Origin of the sequence: Streptomyces violascens, from assembly GCF_014649955.1 — a bacterium.
Lineage (GTDB): Bacteria > Actinomycetota > Actinomycetes > Streptomycetales > Streptomycetaceae > Streptomyces > Streptomyces violascens.
Genome location: NZ_BMUA01000046.1, coordinates 25171 through 39134, shown reverse-complemented (window position 1 = coordinate 39134; position 13964 = coordinate 25171). Strand labels below are relative to the sequence as shown.

General features: G+C 65.3%; 17 protein-coding genes. 3 read left to right on the top strand and 14 right to left on the bottom strand.

From position 1 onward, the window contains the following. Positions 1–95: 95 nt before the first annotated feature. Positions 96–257, bottom strand: coding sequence for a hypothetical protein (locus IE206_RS40200; RefSeq protein ID WP_226599013.1), 162 nt, complete (start codon positions 255–257; stop codon positions 96–98). Between the two features lie 528 nt (positions 258–785). Here IE206_RS40200 and IE206_RS40195 point away from each other — a divergent pair. After that, the gene (locus IE206_RS40195) at positions 786–1190 is read left to right on the top strand and encodes a hypothetical protein (RefSeq protein WP_189971377.1); all 405 of its coding nucleotides are present in this window, start codon (positions 786–788) and stop codon (positions 1188–1190) included. 3 nt (positions 1191–1193) lie between these two features. Here the strand turns inward: IE206_RS40195 and IE206_RS40190 are convergent, their stop codons facing one another. From IE206_RS40190 to IE206_RS40175, 4 genes are all read right to left on the bottom strand, one after another. Continuing rightward, positions 1194–1712, bottom strand: coding sequence for a hypothetical protein (locus tag IE206_RS40190; protein WP_226599012.1), 519 nt, complete (start codon positions 1710–1712; stop codon positions 1194–1196). Positions 1713–1971: 259 nt separating this feature from the next. After that, the gene (locus tag IE206_RS40185) at positions 1972–2415 is read right to left on the bottom strand and encodes a hypothetical protein (RefSeq protein ID WP_189971373.1); all 444 of its coding nucleotides are present in this window, start codon (positions 2413–2415) and stop codon (positions 1972–1974) included. Then, positions 2412–2699 carry a DUF7848 domain-containing protein gene (locus IE206_RS40180; protein ID WP_189971371.1) on the bottom strand — a complete coding sequence of 96 codons (288 nt, stop codon included), beginning with the start codon at positions 2697–2699 and terminating at the stop codon, positions 2412–2414. Before IE206_RS40180 ends, IE206_RS40185 begins: the two co-directional genes overlap by 4 nt. Next, positions 2699–2845, bottom strand: coding sequence for a hypothetical protein (locus tag IE206_RS40175; RefSeq protein ID WP_189971369.1), 147 nt, complete (start codon positions 2843–2845; stop codon positions 2699–2701). Before IE206_RS40175 ends, IE206_RS40180 begins: the two co-directional genes overlap by 1 nt. A 534-nt stretch (positions 2846–3379) precedes the next feature. Here IE206_RS40175 and IE206_RS40170 point away from each other — a divergent pair. Together IE206_RS40170 and IE206_RS40165 are read left to right on the top strand one after the other, a co-directional pair. Continuing rightward, a complete protein-coding gene (locus IE206_RS40170) occupies positions 3380–4207 on the top strand; it encodes a helix-turn-helix domain-containing protein (RefSeq protein WP_189971367.1) in 828 nt (275 codons plus the stop codon). Next, a complete protein-coding gene (locus tag IE206_RS40165; RefSeq protein WP_189971365.1) occupies positions 4204–4413 on the top strand; it encodes a DUF397 domain-containing protein in 210 nt (69 codons plus the stop codon). Before IE206_RS40170 ends, IE206_RS40165 begins: the two co-directional genes overlap by 4 nt. Before the next feature lie 152 nt (positions 4414–4565). Here IE206_RS40165 and IE206_RS40160 read toward each other — a convergent pair whose 3' ends face one another. From IE206_RS40160 to IE206_RS40120, 9 genes are all read right to left on the bottom strand, one after another. After that, entirely contained in the window at positions 4566–4907 is a 342-nt protein-coding gene (locus IE206_RS40160; protein ID WP_189971363.1) for a hypothetical protein, read from the bottom strand. A 364-nt stretch (positions 4908–5271) separates the two neighbouring features. After that, on the bottom strand, positions 5272–5496 hold the full coding sequence (locus tag IE206_RS40155) for a hypothetical protein (protein ID WP_189971361.1): 225 nt from the start codon (positions 5494–5496) through the stop codon (positions 5272–5274). Positions 5497–6248: 752 nt separating this feature from the next. Continuing rightward, complete coding sequence (locus tag IE206_RS40150; RefSeq protein ID WP_226599010.1) at positions 6249–6506, bottom strand: hypothetical protein; 258 nt, start codon at positions 6504–6506, stop codon at positions 6249–6251. A gap of 48 nt (positions 6507–6554) precedes the next feature. After that, positions 6555–6809: a hypothetical protein gene (locus IE206_RS40145; RefSeq protein ID WP_189971359.1), complete on the bottom strand. Its 255-nt coding sequence runs from the start codon at positions 6807–6809 to the stop codon at positions 6555–6557. A gap of 208 nt (positions 6810–7017) precedes the next feature. Further along, positions 7018–7821 (bottom strand): RNA polymerase sigma factor, encoded by an 804-nt coding sequence (locus IE206_RS40140; RefSeq protein ID WP_189971357.1) that lies wholly within the window; start codon positions 7819–7821, stop codon positions 7018–7020. A gap of 395 nt (positions 7822–8216) precedes the next feature. Further along, positions 8217–10073, bottom strand: a complete 1857-nt coding sequence (locus tag IE206_RS40135) for a DNA polymerase (protein ID WP_189971355.1) — start codon at positions 10071–10073, stop codon at positions 8217–8219. A gap of 67 nt (positions 10074–10140) precedes the next feature. Then, on the bottom strand, positions 10141–12576 hold the full coding sequence (locus IE206_RS40130) for a phage/plasmid primase, P4 family (RefSeq protein ID WP_189971353.1): 2436 nt from the start codon (positions 12574–12576) through the stop codon (positions 10141–10143). A gap of 135 nt (positions 12577–12711) precedes the next feature. Then, a complete protein-coding gene (locus IE206_RS40125) occupies positions 12712–13224 on the bottom strand; it encodes a hypothetical protein (protein WP_189971351.1) in 513 nt (170 codons plus the stop codon). 375 nt (positions 13225–13599) lie between these two features. Next, positions 13600–13878 (bottom strand): hypothetical protein, encoded by a 279-nt coding sequence (locus tag IE206_RS40120; protein ID WP_189971349.1) that lies wholly within the window; start codon positions 13876–13878, stop codon positions 13600–13602. Positions 13879–13964: the final 86 nt, after the last annotated feature.

Here is a 13964-nt window from a genome sequence, read left to right as displayed (position 1 = left end):
CCAGGGTATGCGGGGCCTGTAGGCCCCGTATGAGGGCAGCAAGAAGCCCCGCCCGGTTGGTAGCCGGACGGGGCTTCTTAGGGGCTAGGTAGCGGTCACGCTGGGGCGGGAAGCCGTCGCCCGTGGATCACATCGGGCCCCACGTCGATGCCGTCCAGGGCAAGCGAGAGGATCGCGCGCCGCTGACGCTGTAGGGCTTCGGTCCGCTCTCGGCGCTGCCGCTCGAACGCGATCATGTACGGCCGGATGAGTTCCACGTCCTCACCCCTGAGCAGAGCGCCAGAAGCGTTGGCAGTGGCGTAGGGGCTCCGGGGTAGCGGCGGGGCCGCTACGGGCTCCACAGGGGCCGCTACGGGCTCCACGGTGGTTGTCCGGTGCTTGCCCTCAGCGGGCAGCAAGACAGTCAGGATGAGACGAAGGCACGCCACGAAGGCGCGCGCGATAGAGTTGCGCACGGCGACAGCTCCTCAAAGTGATGTCGTCCACGGCCTCGGGAGTGTTACCAGCACTCGCCGGGGCCACCTTGTTTTGTTGTTCGGACGAACGTAACACCCGTTGTACGGGGGGCGGTAGCCCCGCCCATCTGCCACGGGGGCAGCAGACGGACGGGGCCGTTCGGGGGCCGTTCCGGCAGAGTCCGGGCCGGTCACCCCTCATCCCCTCAAGCGTGCGCCCAATGGCCGCGAGAGAGGGTTACGCGCCCCTTCTGAGCGATCTACCCGCCCGATGGTGGGAACGGCCAGAAGGGGGGTCTTGTGGCCCCTGGTCGGGGCTAGGCTCGCTGCATGGCTGAGCCCTTCGTGAACGGTGATGTTCTGCACCTTGCTTGCGGCGTCTGCCCGTCGCGTCGCCTTCCCGTTGGGGAGTTCGACGTATTCGAGCGGCCCAGCAAGGAATGCCCGTACAACCCTGCGGACGGATATCGGTACACGGCTGACGGAACGCCGGTTTGCGTTCATCCGGATAGGGTCGGGCTGCCGGTCGCCCGGTACAAGAGCGAGAACGCACCGCTGACCGCTGAGTTGCATTTGCCGCCCGACCCTTCCGAATTGGTGCCGTACCTGCATGACGTGCTTTACGGCGCTGCACCGGTCTTGCTCGACCAGTTCATTGCACTAGCGTCGGCAGAGATCCGGCGTCAGTTCCCGGACCTTGACGCAACCGACGTGCTGCGCCGTGCGATGGGCTGACGACTACGCGGCAGCGAAGTCGATTCGGTGCGCCTTGCCGGACCGAAGGAACCCCGCCGCCTCGTACTTGGCGTCCAGGATTTCCAGCCGTCGCGCCGCTTCCGTGTGGCCGACCCAATAGCGGTCGTTCGGCTCGCCCCACGCGGCTACGTACGCCTTGTGGGTGTAGTCGCCGGGCGCGTAGTCGTGGTGCTCCTTGTCGGTCTGGTGAATTACCGACACCCCGACCCGCTTCGCGATCCGGTCGAGAAGCTGCGGCTGGGCGATCATCGCGTGCATCATCTCGTCCACCGGGACGGCGACGGGGATTTCCGTCATGTCCTCGTCCTGGCCGCCCATCTCGTACACGGCAGCCTTGAGGGAAAGGGCACGAAGCCCCTCCGTGAGAAGCGGGCGCTTGTCGGCGTCCAAGTCCCAGTTCGCGATGACGGGGAAGCCGGTAAAGCAGGTCCACGCCTCGTCGTACTTGAGCGCGGCGGCACAGAACGCGCCGAACTCCGGGTCAGCCTCAATGGCCGACATGATTTCTTTCGCTCGCTCCGCCACCCTTTCGGGGGCGGGAAGGGTTGCACTCACTCTGTGTTCTCCCTTGGTTGCGTGCTCTTGCTGGCCCGCCCGACTGTCGCTGTCCTTGCACAGCCGGGCGGGGATTGAGCCCGTCCCGTTCATTAGCCCTTCCTGTAGCGAATGAACGGAACGGGGGCTTGCCCCGCCCCCGCTGAGACCGATGCTTGGGGAAGCGATTCCGATTAGTCAGCGGGAGCGGGAGTATGTAAGCGGCTCAGGCTGCCGCGTATTCCATTTCGGCAATCTGCCAGTCGGTGAAGAAGTCGCGCACCAACGGCCGCACCGAAAGGGCGTAGAAGATATCCAAGTCCATCAGTCCGAATACGCGATCCGGTCCGCCAGCGAGAACGCTAAAGGGCCTACCGGCAGCAAGGTTCCCCATCTGTTGCTCTTGCGCGGGGAAGTCCCGCGACCACTTCCGGAAAATGTTGCCGGGGTTCGGATTGCTCGGGTTGGTCTCGTGTAGCGCTTCGGGCGGCAGGGGCCCAATACCCGGCAGAGGGTCAAGGGCGTTGGCCAGCCGAACAGCCTGGCTCCGTAACCATCGGACCGCTAAGCGGGGCGTGTCTGCCCGGTAGCCACCCAGAACCCATTCCCGGCGTCCGTCCGGCCAGCACGCGGCAACCTCGCACCAATAGCCGTCAATGGGCTGCCTCACGCCGACCACTCCCCGGGAACAACGCGGTACGGAGTGGTGAACACCCGCCGGTAAGTCAGGTGCTCCCGGTTGGCGTTCCGGTGGTCGGCAATCCAGTCGGCTGCCCTTATCCCCGCGTCGGCTTCCGCTTTCACCTGAGCTTCCGGGGTCTCCTGCATCTCCACTTCCACCTTGGGCCCGGCATCCCCGCACACGGCGCACTCAAAGCGTTGGGTGTTGGGCTCCGCATCCGGTTCGTGGTCTGCCTCCACACGGAAGCGCCGGAAGCCGTAGCGCTCTCTCATTACTGCCGCCTCAGCCTTTCTAGGTGCTTGTCGATTTCGGCCCCCAACTTCGCGGCCTTGTCGGCCAGCGCTTCGGCCGTCGTCGGCGGCTGGTCCTGGTCGTGCTCCTCGTCCGCCTGCGGGCGCTCCGGAGCGTTGGCCGTCACCGCTCTGCCTCCATCCCGTGAGGGTGAGCGGCAATGATCCGGCTGAAGTCCCGGACCCGCCCGGCTGCCCCTTGCGTCCGCGCAGCCGTCCGCCCACGGTCCGCCGCGAAGCACACCCGGCAGTCCGGATGCGCAACAGGCTCAAGCCCCGGCATCGGCACCTCTACGGCCGTTGTGTCGCTCACTCGCCCAACCTCCGAAGTAGCGCAGCCTCAACGACGCCCAGCACGCTGCGGGTTGGGGTCACGGTGGTCCTGGTCGGCACGGCGCGCGGAGGCAGCTTTAACCACTGGGGAAGCGGGCATTCCTCCGGTGTGAGCCGGAAGAACTCGCGTCGGGTGACGGCCGCTTCAAGCTCCGCCGCGCCGTCGCGGGGGTGCCGCTTCGGTAGGTCGTTGGCCATCGTTGCCGTGCCCCTTCGCCTCGTCGCTGGTAGTTGCGTCGTGCTTACACAAGGTTCGGCCCGTACGCGTACGCTCACCAGGGAGGAGAGTTGGACAATCCCAACTGTCCAACGACCACTAGGGGGTTCGTATGAGTGTCGAAAATGAGAGCGCCGACCCGGCAGACCCCGCGTGGTCGCCGTTGAAGCACTTCGGCAGCGAAGTGCAGTTGGAGCGTGAACGACTGGGGATGAAGCGCGCCGCACTGGGCAAGGCGGCGAACTGTGGGTACTCGCTGGTGGCCAAGGTCGAGACCGGCGAACGGGTGCCCACGCTTGAGTTCGCGCAAGCGTGCGACCGCATGTTCCCCCACTCCAACGGCCGCTTCGTTCGACTGTGGCCGCTCGCGCTGCGGTACGCCTTCCCGCCCTGGTTCCGTGCGTACGTTGAGCTTGAGGAGAAGGCCACTTCGGTACGCATGTTCCACCCCCAGCTTGTGCCGGGTCTCGTGCAGACGGAGGGGTACGCGCGGGCCGTTCTGCGTACGGGTCGGCCGACGAACCTAGACGACCTGGTGACTGCGCGCATAGAGCGGCAACGCATCCTCACGCGGGAAAAGCCAACCCGTCTGTGGCTGGTGCTCAACGAAGTGGTGCTACGGAACGTCGTTGGGACGAAGGACGTGATGCGCGCCCAGCTCGCGCACCTTCGGGACTTGGCAGAGAACCCAGCCCACCGCGTTCAGATCATCCGTGACAACGGCAAGCACCATGGTTGGGCGAGCCCGTTCGGTCTGCTCAGCTTCTCCGAAGGCGCTGACGTGGTGCACGTGGACGGCTTCCCCAAGGGGTACGTCCTTGCTGAAACGGACGATGTGGCGTCAGCCCAGGATGCCTATGATCTGCTCAAGGCCATGGCCGCGCCGCCGGATGAGACGGCAGAGCTGATCGACTCCATTACGAAGGACTGTTACTCATGAACCATGCCGACATCCCCGAAGACTGGACCAGCTCAAGCTATAGCCAGAACAACGGCGGTGAGTGCATCCAGTGGGCACCGAAGCACGCGGCGGCTACCGGAGTTGTGCACGTCCGGGACAGCAAGAACCCCAGCGGGCCCGTGCTGGCCTTGAGCCCCGAAGGATGGGCCGGGCTGGTCGAGTTCGCCCGGAACTCCGACGCCTAGCCCGCGCGCCCGTTCAGCCTGAGCCCCGCCACTCCACCCCCTTCGGAGCGGCGGGGCTCTTTGCTACCCTGCGTGAAATTTTGGGGCCTCGCCGGCATAAAATTCCTAGGGCGAAACGGACATGCCGGGCCCCGCGGAATTGCTCTGCGTGATCACGCGGCGGGAGCGTAGCTCTCTTGCAGCTCGTCAGCGACGGTGGCCACCTCAAGCTCAACCGGCGTGCCGGGGTCGGCCACATTGGCGAGCGGGGCACGCAAGGGCCAAGCCCAGTCGGGCACCTTCTCAACCATGTCGTCGGCGCCCGGCATGACCTTGCCCAGCGCGTGGCCCACGGTGTCCTTGCTGAGCAGCCCCCCGCGCTCCTGGTCGGCCTTCTCGTCCGTTGCCGTACCGCTCTCTGGCACACGCGGAGGCGTGGGCGGTTGGCTGGTGGGCGGGGCTGGAACGGGGCCGTTCTCGTCCGCCTCTTCGCCGTCGTCGTCAACGTCGCCCACGGGGTCTTCTGCGGGCTCTTCGGGGCTGGCCGGGGCGCTGGGAGCGGTGGGCCGCACGGGGCCGTCAGAAGGCCGCTGAGGGTGCGTGGCGGGCGAAGCTGAGGCGGGGCCGTTGTTGGCCGTCTGTGAGCGCTCTGGGGCCGAAGTGCCGGGCGTTCTCACGTCAGTTGCGGGGCTGGCTTGGGCGGGGCCCATGAGCAGCAGCAGCGACCAGACAACGGCGGTGACGCCGAAGGCCAGAGCTGGGCGGGCGGGCGGGCGGCAAGACATGTAAAACCCCCTGTGTTACATGACCCTTGCGGGCCGGTGTTGCGTCGGCGCTGAGCGTCGGCGGGATCTCCTGTGGTGGGTAGGTGTTGGGCCGTTACGCGGCGAGCGAAGCGGCAGGCTGTTCGGTGTCGTCCTGGTCGTGCTGGTGGTGCTCGTGCTGGCCGTAGTCGCACGCCGACCAGTCCCCGCCGAAGGGCAAGTACGCGCCCGTCTCGGGACTGACGTACCACTCCGAGAAGCCGACCAGTTCGCCGGTCGTCCCGTCCGTGGCAAGCACCCGGAAGCCGTGGTAACGGCCCCGCTTCAACAACCGACCCATCAACGCCCCTTGCGTTCGCAACATCGCGGGCACCGCGCGGCACCCTGACACCCGCTCAGCGATGAGCGGATATGGCATGTCGGCACACGGGTGCCAAGCAAGGCGGTTGTCCCCCAGCTCCGGAACCCAGACCGACACGAGTACTTCCCCTGCACTCTGTGTAGTCACCCAGATACCTTCGCACATACGTACGACAGTCGGTAGCTCTTAAACGAAATGTCATCCTCCGGCACAGGGGTAGACCACCGAAGTCATCCCTAGGTTGTAGAGCACCCACCTGCGACTTTAGGTTCCCTTAACGATCTTGCTCGCTTGTGAAACCCAACACATGGTCACTACATGAAAATATTTTAGTTGCACTAAGCATGTACATGGCCAAAAGAAAAGGGCCCCGCCATTTACGGCAGGGGCCCTCATATGGGGCACTGACTCACGTGAGTCAGTGGTCCCGTGTGACGCTACGTGTTGGCCGCCTCAAGCAGGATGGAGCCCTCAAGGGCTACCCACTTCCGGCGCTCGTCCGTGGTCGCCTCTTCGTAGTTTGCAGTCACCCAATCGCAAGCACCTTCCCAGTTGGCCGACTCCCCCAGCGAGCGAGCCCCCGCCTTCACCAGCTCGTATGCGGCCGTCACACGGTCCGGGACGGACGCATCCCCCAGGGTCTCAGTGAAGCGCGCGAGGAACGCCGTACGGTCATCCTTGCCGGGCATTGGGCCCCTTCCTGGTAGGCACCGACTCACGTGAGTCGGTGGTCACTTGTCGGCGTACTTCGCGCATACGGTCGTGGTCACCAGATGGGGTGTGTACGTCTTGCCGTTGTAGGTGTTGACGAGTGTCGTTTGCGTGTCGTAGTCCACGCACTCACGGCCGTCGTCCAGTTGGCAGCCGCTCAGCAAGAGCACGGCCGCGATGACCAGGGCCCAGAAGACCCATGAACTACCGCTCTTGCTAGGGCAGTTGCAGCCCCAGCGCTCGCGCACGTAACAGGTGTCACAAAGCCGTCTTGCCATGCCTGCCCCTTCCAAGGGATTCACCCACCGACTCACGTGAGTCGGTGGTCACCAGCGCGAGACCCGCTCTTCGGTGCGGAGCATGGCCGTACGGAGCGGCGCGCGATCCGGGGTCTCTATCGCCTTCGCGGCGTCGATGAGCCATGCGGCAAGGTTGCGCGCTTCGGTCGGCGTGAGCTTGGCGCGGTCGCCCGGTACGGCAACGCTCAGCGTCCCGCGCTCCTTGTCGTTGTGCCACGCGAGCACGCGCCCGCCGTTCTGGGCGGCAAGGGTGGCCTTCGTCTCTCGGGTCACGTTCAGCACTTCGGTTCTCCTGTCGCTGGGGGTATTCAGGGGTTCAGGGAGTCAAGCTCTTGCATGAGCGCGAATGCGTCATCGGACGACATGTCAACCGTGGCGACCGTGCGCCCGGCAGCGTCGCGTACGTGGATATCGAAAGAGATTCCTACGCGGGTCACTTCTACGGTTCCGCCGTCAGCCGTCGAGAACTTCATTTCGGATTCCCTCTCGACTACGCGGCGGCAAGCCACAGTTCGGCAAATCGGTCCTTGCCCTTGCTGCGGACTATGCGGACCTGGTGGAGCGGTATCCCGTGGTCGCGTGAGAGTTCGTCGTCCCGTTCGGTGCCGTAGAAATCCACGGGGAGAATGCCGGTCAGCCCCATGAGGACGGTTCGCTGTTGCTCGCCCATCTTGAAAAGGGTCTTGCGCACCTTCACGCTCGTCTGCTTGCTGCGCTCCCGCGCGAAGTCGTTGGGCTCAAGAAGGTCGGCAGGCACTTCGGCCTCAACGGCAAGCCGGTCGGCAAGCGTCACAGTCTCGCCGGTCTCCGTCTCACCAAGGGGCGCGTCCAGGTACTCAACACCCTGGTAGCTCAGCCGGGCCGCGTACGCCGTGTCATCGCTGAGTCGCCGGTCTCCCATGGCTTCCTTCGTGGTGGCCAGCCATTCAGCCTCGTACGGGTCGCCACCGGCCAGCGAGAGCGCCCGCTCAAAGGCGGCAGCGACGGAGCGGGAAACACCCTGCCGGGTCTGTTCCTTGCGGTTGTCGCTCATGACGCCCTTGACCGTTCGGTCAATGAAGGTGAAGAACTCCGCCACCGTGTGGCCGTTGAAGCGGCTCAGTCCCTCCCACACGGCTATGCGGCCCTCTTGGGCAAGGTCTTCGGCAAGGGTCTGGTCTGTGCGTCCGCCACCGGTCGCGTACTTCCATGCGAGTTGCTTCACTCGCTCTTCCGTGGCCTGAGCGACTGCCGTAATGGCGTCAAGGTCGTTCGCCTTAGCGGCGGCAATCTGGGCTTCGGAAAGGTCGATCATCTGGAGTGCTCCGCGTGTTCCGTGGGTTGCTTGCACTCCGTTGGGGAGCGCAAGGGTTGCCCGGAACGGGGCAGAGCGCGCGAGACCGATTGGCGACCGAAATCACCGAAGCGTCAGGACATGCAGGGGCATGGCAAAGCCCCGTCCGGGATCGCTCGAACGGGGCTTGCGCATTGCCTAACGTCGTTGCGTGGCGCTGAACTTAGGCAGCGAAGCGGACAGCAACAACGGGGTTGATGTGGGGTTAGACCGTTGGTCTTTTGCAAGGTTGTAGAACGTGGCTGAGCAGCAATCGCGCTCAGCCGGTAGGCGTAGAGATACCCCCTTTCGGTCATCCTTGAGGACGAGTCAGGTAACGCGCGGATAACGGACCACTGACTCACGTGAGTCGGTGCCTAGTAGTCGGCCCCGTACAGCGAGCCCCACGACCGGCTCCCCACGTCTGCCTTGCTGACGATGGGTACGCCGAACAGGTCAAAGGTCATGGCCTTCTCAAACTCGCGGGCGAACTCTTCCGCTTCGCCTGCCGGGACCGACGCGAGAATTTCGTCATGGATCGGCAAGCGCATCGCGTCCAGGAGCCCAGCGCTCTCGGCGTTCAAGAGGGCTTGCCCCAGCAAGTCACGCGCTGCCGACTGGCATTGGTAATTCACGACGGCATAGGCGCGGTCACGGTCCAGCGGCATTCGTCGGCCGGTTGCCGACACGGTGACCATGCCGGTTGCACGGGCTTCCCGCTGCCAGCGTGCCGACGCTCGCCGGATCTCCGGGAATGCCCGGTCATAGGCGTTGACCGCTCGCCTGATCTCGTCCTCAGACGCGCCGGTCTGTCTGGCCAGCGTGGAAATACCGCCGCCGTAGACCTTGCCGAACCCAGCGCCCTTGAAGAGCTTGCGGTCCTTCTCGGTAGCCTCAAGCCCCTTGATGAGCTGAGCCGTGAACATATGGATATCGAATTCAGCGCCACCGGATTGAAAGCCCTCTTTCATCCGGCGCACGTCAGCGAGCGCCGCGAGTACGCGCATTTCCACGGCCTGAAAGTCAGTGCTGACCATGACGTGACCTTCGTCAGCCAGAAGGCAACGCCTGATCATCTGGTCGCTAGAGGGCAGCGTTTGAAGCGCGGGGCGGTTCACACTCATACGGCCCGTGCGCGCGGCAAGTGGGTTGATGCCGCAATGCACCCTGCCCGTGCTGTCAACGGTGTCTAGGAACGTCTCGGCATACGCGGAACGCCACTTGCCCGCGCGCTTACTCCTCAAGACGGCTTCGGCAAGCGGGTTGGGCATTCGGATGCCTAGGCGCTTCCATTGCAAGTCCATGTCCGCCAGCGCGAGCAAGACGGCTTTATCCACCTTGACAGCCCCGCCTGCCGTCCGCTCCGTCAGCGTCTCGCCCATGGCGGTGAGGGCTTCCGCAATCTGCTTGTTCGAGTTGACCGACTCGACCCCGTACCGGGCAGCCACGTCGGCGTTCTCGCGGGCATCCTCGCTCAGCGCGGAATCAAGCTCCCGCGTGAACTCTTCGTCAAGGACCAGCCCCTTGCGCTGCATGTGAGCGCAGATACGGGCAATCTCGTGTTCGTAGTCAACGAGCCGGTCACGGACTTCTAGCCGGGTCAGCTCAGCGGAAAGGCACGGCTCTAGCCGGGCGGTGAAAATGCAGTCCAAACCGGCGTACAGGTTGAAGGTGGGGTGCCCCAACGGAATGCCAGCCCAGCCGGTTGCCTTCGTGAGCCCCAGCCCCCGGAAGACGGCCGTAAGGTCGCCTTGAGTGTCTGGGGCCGTCCGGTCCACGTAGTACGCCGACAGGGGCTTGAGGCCGGTCCCAATGCCCCCTTCCTGGGGTTGGCGCGGGTCCACAAGAGCGGCCATCACCTTTGTGTCTCGCGTCCGGGGCGCAAGCTCTTCCAAAGGAATGCCCGCGTGCCGGTCCAAGACGAGCCAGTCAAAGGCAGCGTTGTGAATGAGGAACCGGCGAGCCTTCGTCAGCACCTCAAGGGCAGCGCGCCGGAAGTGGCCGCCCCGCTCCCAGTGAATGACCCACGCGTCATGCGCGTCGCCAAACTGGACCGTGCGCAAGCGGTAGCCGTCGCTGAACACGTCGAGACCTGTTGTCTCCGTGTCCAGCGCGATCGGCCCGCGTTCCGTCGCGCGCTGGGCCCAGCTCACGAACGCGTCTAGCTCTTCGGGGGTGGCCGGTACGTGGACGTTCACCATGTCCCCGGCTACCGGGTGTCGATAGGTCAGCACGGGCACGCTCCTAAACGCAGACAGACCACCGACTCACGTGAGTCGGTGGTCTGCTTTGGGTGGTGGGTTACTTGGCGAAGATGCCGGGCCCGTCTGCGGGCGCTGCCGCTTCGGCCACGCGCACACCAGCGAGAGCGACACCCGCGCGCTTGATCACGCGGGTAACCCCTCGCTCCTCAAGAGCGCCGTAGAACGTGCGGCGAGTCCATCGCTCCTTCTGAGGCAAGTTCTCTGCCTCGCACCAATCCAAGTAGTGATTGAAAGCGTCGTTGCCGTTCATTACGTGGGAGTCGTCGCAGTGCTCAAGCACACCCGGTAGGAATCCGGCGAGTGCATCACTGGTCGCCCGGTATTCGTTGCTCGCCCTGGTAATGGCGGACGGGTCCTTGAGCCCGCCCCGGTACCACTCGACAGCCCCACGGACGGCCCATGCGGCAATGCCTTCGGCTTCCTGCATGAGCTTCACATCAAGGCCGTAATCCCGCTCATGCGGCGCGAAGTATCGAGTAAAAGGCAGTAGCTTGACGCGCCGCCAAAGCCCCTCGTCCGCCCCCTTGAACTTCGGCCGGTGGTTCGTGGCGAGAAGCAACAGGAACGTCGGCTTGAAGGTGAAGAACTCTTGCCGCAGAAAGCGCGCGGCTATCTCGTCCTTTCCGGTCACACGCTTGAGGACGCTCTCTGACATGGGCTTGCCGGATTCACCCTCAGACGCCATGACGAGACGCGAACCCCTGAGCGCTGCAAGGTCGTTGGGGATTCCACCGGACGGCTTCTCTTCGAACGTGGCAAAGGGAGTGGTCCGGCTGATGGCCCGGAAGACGGCCGTAAGCGTGTCGGTGGCGACGGACTTGCCGTTGGCCCCCTTGCCCCAGCACACACAGAAGCACTGTTCGGAGTTGTCGCCCGTGATGCCGTAGCCGATGAGCCGCTGAAAATAGCCGGGCATCTCAGGGTCCCGGGGGAAGATCTCCGTAAGGAACTGTTCCCAACGCGGGCACTCGGCTTGGGGGTTGTAGTCGAGAGCGAGCCGGTACGTGAGCATGTCGCGCTTGTCGTGCGGGCGGAGTTCGCCGGTCCGAAGGTCAACCGTCCCGTTCTTGAAGCTCAGCAGGTCCGGCCGGTTGTCGAACTCCGATGCGTCCACGTGGACCGTGGGCACGCTGCGCAGTTCCGTCATTAGGGCGTCAATCCGCGTGGTCATCGTGAACCCCCGCGCCTTCTGCGTCTCGCCAGCGAGAACGAGAGCGGCCCCCATACGGTGGATCTCTTGCCGCACGCGGACTTCCGAGCGCTCCCAGGTGCGGCCGTTCCACACGTAGAAGCCCAGCCCCGGAGCGAAGCGAATGGAGCCGTCCGACCACGCAACAAGCGCGTGCGCGTTCATGGCGTCGCTCTCGCCGTACCGGTTGATGAGCCCGGCCAGGATGCGGGCCGCTTCGCTGCCCTCGTCTCGGGTCACCACGTTCGCGCCCGTGCGGTCGGTCAGCTCAGCCGACACCGCTTCGGCTTGGGCTTCCGCCGAACTCCCCACCGGGCGGGCGGACTTGACCGCGTGGTGGAGCGCGAAGGGGAAAGCGTGCGGGTCGCGCGCTCGCCAATCCGTAAGGTCGTCACCGGAGTTGGGGACCGTCAGCGTGTAGACGGCAACGCCGTGGTCGGCCAGCCCTTCGGCAAGGCGCTGAGTGAACCCGCGTCCGGCAGGGTCGTTGTCACCGGCCACGATGACTTGCGAGCCCTTGAGCCCGTCAGCGAGTTCGGCGGCAAGGTCCGGGTTACCGGCGAGCGACGCGCCCCGGACGGCAACGGCGTCGTAGCCCACGGCGCACGCTGTGAGCGCGTCTCCGGGCCCCTCAGTGACCAGGGTGACCCCATAGCCACCCTGCCCCCTGAAAACGCCGTACGGGGCCCAGCGCTGGCCGTCCGGGTTGCGGAGCGAGACCCAGCGTCCCGGACACCCCCCGCTCAGGTCGCGACCCTGCAAGCCACGTGCCACGCCCCGGAAGTCGAGAAGGGGCACGGTCAGCCGGGGAAAGCGCGTGAACGCCCTTGAGCGGTAGGGGAAGTTGGGGACGCTCGCGCCGTCGTCAGCGCCAAGCCTGAGTTCGTCGGCAAGGTCGTCGTCCACGCCGAAGCGCTTAGCCGCGTAGGCGAGAGCCTGAGCCCCCACCTGAGAGGCTGAGTCGTGCAGCCACTCAACGGAGCGGTCAACGTACATGGCGAGTACGGCCGTTGGGCCGGGACCGACCATTGCCGGGCGCTCACGCGGCACGGTCGCACCGGGGCCGGTCGCGTTGAACAGGTCCCCCCATGTCAGCTTCACCGCGCTGACGACGTTCTCAGTCGGGCACCCTGCCCGGCACGTAATGCGGACCTTGTTGTCATCCCCACGCCAGATACGCAGCGACGGACGCGAGTCCTGGTGTGCCGGGCAGAGTGCGAGGTAACCCCCGTCGTTCTGTTCGGTTACGTCTGTGAAGCGGGCGAGTATCTGAGCGAACTTCATTCCTGGGCTCTCCTTCGTTCACTCGCCCTTGAGCGCGAAGGTTGCTCAGATCAGTACGTAACTCTGCGTTCGTTCCGCGGGGCCCGGCATGTCCGAATTACCCTGGTAGGCCGGTGCCGGCGCCGGGTCCAAATTTCACCGTGCGTTACGAAGTGCCCGCACGTCGGCAAGCAGTAGCCGGAAGTCCTCAAGCTCTGTGGTCATGTACCACTTGCCGGAGTCCAGCCCCCGCAGCGAGGCAGCGAACGCGTACCGGTCTGCAAACGCACGCGACGACATGCCCAGCGCGAGCCGCACACGCGTCCACGTCGGAACGCTGAAATGCACCTTGCCGCGCCGGACGTTCAGCCGGGGCACCTTGACGACGGCAACGCCGTACGGGAAGCCAGCGTGCCGGGCCTCAACGTCCGCTTGCCGCAGGAAGGTTGGGACGCTCACCCGCTTCACGTTCTTGCACTCAAAGACGAACGGCACCGCGTGCACGTCGCCCACGTCGGCCGAACCCTCCTGAGCCGGTCGCCGGACGTTGTGAGCGTCGAACGGGTCCAGGAACTTGCCGTACTCATCCACCAGCCCTAGCGCGGCGTTGAGGTAGTCGCGTACGTCTGATTCCCACTGAGTCCCCTTCACCTTGTTGGGGTTAGCCACGACGGCACCACCCCACGACCAGGGCGACGGCCACGCCGACCACTCCCAGCGCTGAGCCAGCCAACGCGCACACCAGCGCGACCGCGAAGGGTTCGCCTGCCATCAACGCGACCACCGAACCTCAGCGCCGCGCGATACAGCGGCCCCCAGCGCCTCAACGCACCTAGACCAGTCGGACCGCTCCCGCGCCCCCTGGGCGAGCCACAGAGTGTCACCGTGACCCATCTGCCGTACGTCCCCCAGTGCGGGGGCAGCGTCGGCCGTGATCCTTCGTTCCATGTCTCCCCCTGTCCACCGACTCACGTGAGTCGGTGCCGGTACACGAAAGGGCCGGACAGTCCCCGCAATGGGAACCGCCCGGCCCTGGTGTCCGTGTCAGTCGTCGTGTCCGGCGCTGGCCATGATGAGCCGTGCGTGTTCGGCGCTGATCCATTCCGCCCGCATGGTGCGTCGCTTCGTGAATCCGCTCTCCGTGCCGGTCGGCTGCACCTTGAGCATGGGCCGTAGCCTGCCGCCCTCAAGTACGGCCGTGACCTTCTCAATGATCGCGTCGGACACCCGTACGCGGTTCCCCTGTCGGGCCGCGTAGTTGATGAGATCGCCGGGGTAAAGCTCTTCCCCGGCGTAGTCCGTGACAACGCCTCGCTTACCCAAAGTCGTACCCCTCTTCGTCGTCCACGCCGAAGCGCCTTCGCCGTTCGTGAATTACCGCCTTGCGCGCTTCGGGTGGGAACTCCCAA

What these genes read in the sequence shown, in the direction of transcription:
- IE206_RS40150 (WP_226599010.1), bottom strand. Translation starts at nt 6,506, where the DNA reads ATGGCAAGACGGCTTTGTGACACCTGTTACGTGCGCGAGCGCTGGGGC.
- IE206_RS40140 (WP_189971357.1), bottom strand. Translation starts at nt 7,821, where the DNA reads ATGATCGACCTTTCCGAAGCCCAGATTGCCGCCGCTAAGGCGAACGAC.
- IE206_RS40190 (WP_226599012.1), bottom strand. Translation starts at nt 1,712, where the DNA reads ATGTCGGCCATTGAGGCTGACCCGGAGTTCGGCGCGTTCTGTGCCGCC.
- IE206_RS40155 (WP_189971361.1), bottom strand. Translation starts at nt 5,496, where the DNA reads ATGGGTCGGTTGTTGAAGCGGGGCCGTTACCACGGCTTCCGGGTGCTT.
- IE206_RS40170 (WP_189971367.1), top strand. Translation starts at nt 3,380, where the DNA reads ATGAGTGTCGAAAATGAGAGCGCCGACCCGGCAGACCCCGCGTGGTCG.
- IE206_RS40180 (WP_189971371.1), bottom strand. Translation starts at nt 2,699, where the DNA reads ATGAGAGAGCGCTACGGCTTCCGGCGCTTCCGTGTGGAGGCAGACCAC.
- IE206_RS40165 (WP_189971365.1), top strand. Translation starts at nt 4,204, where the DNA reads ATGAACCATGCCGACATCCCCGAAGACTGGACCAGCTCAAGCTATAGC.
- IE206_RS40130 (WP_189971353.1), bottom strand. Translation starts at nt 12,576, where the DNA reads ATGAAGTTCGCTCAGATACTCGCCCGCTTCACAGACGTAACCGAACAG.
- IE206_RS40195 (WP_189971377.1), top strand. Translation starts at nt 786, where the DNA reads ATGGCTGAGCCCTTCGTGAACGGTGATGTTCTGCACCTTGCTTGCGGC.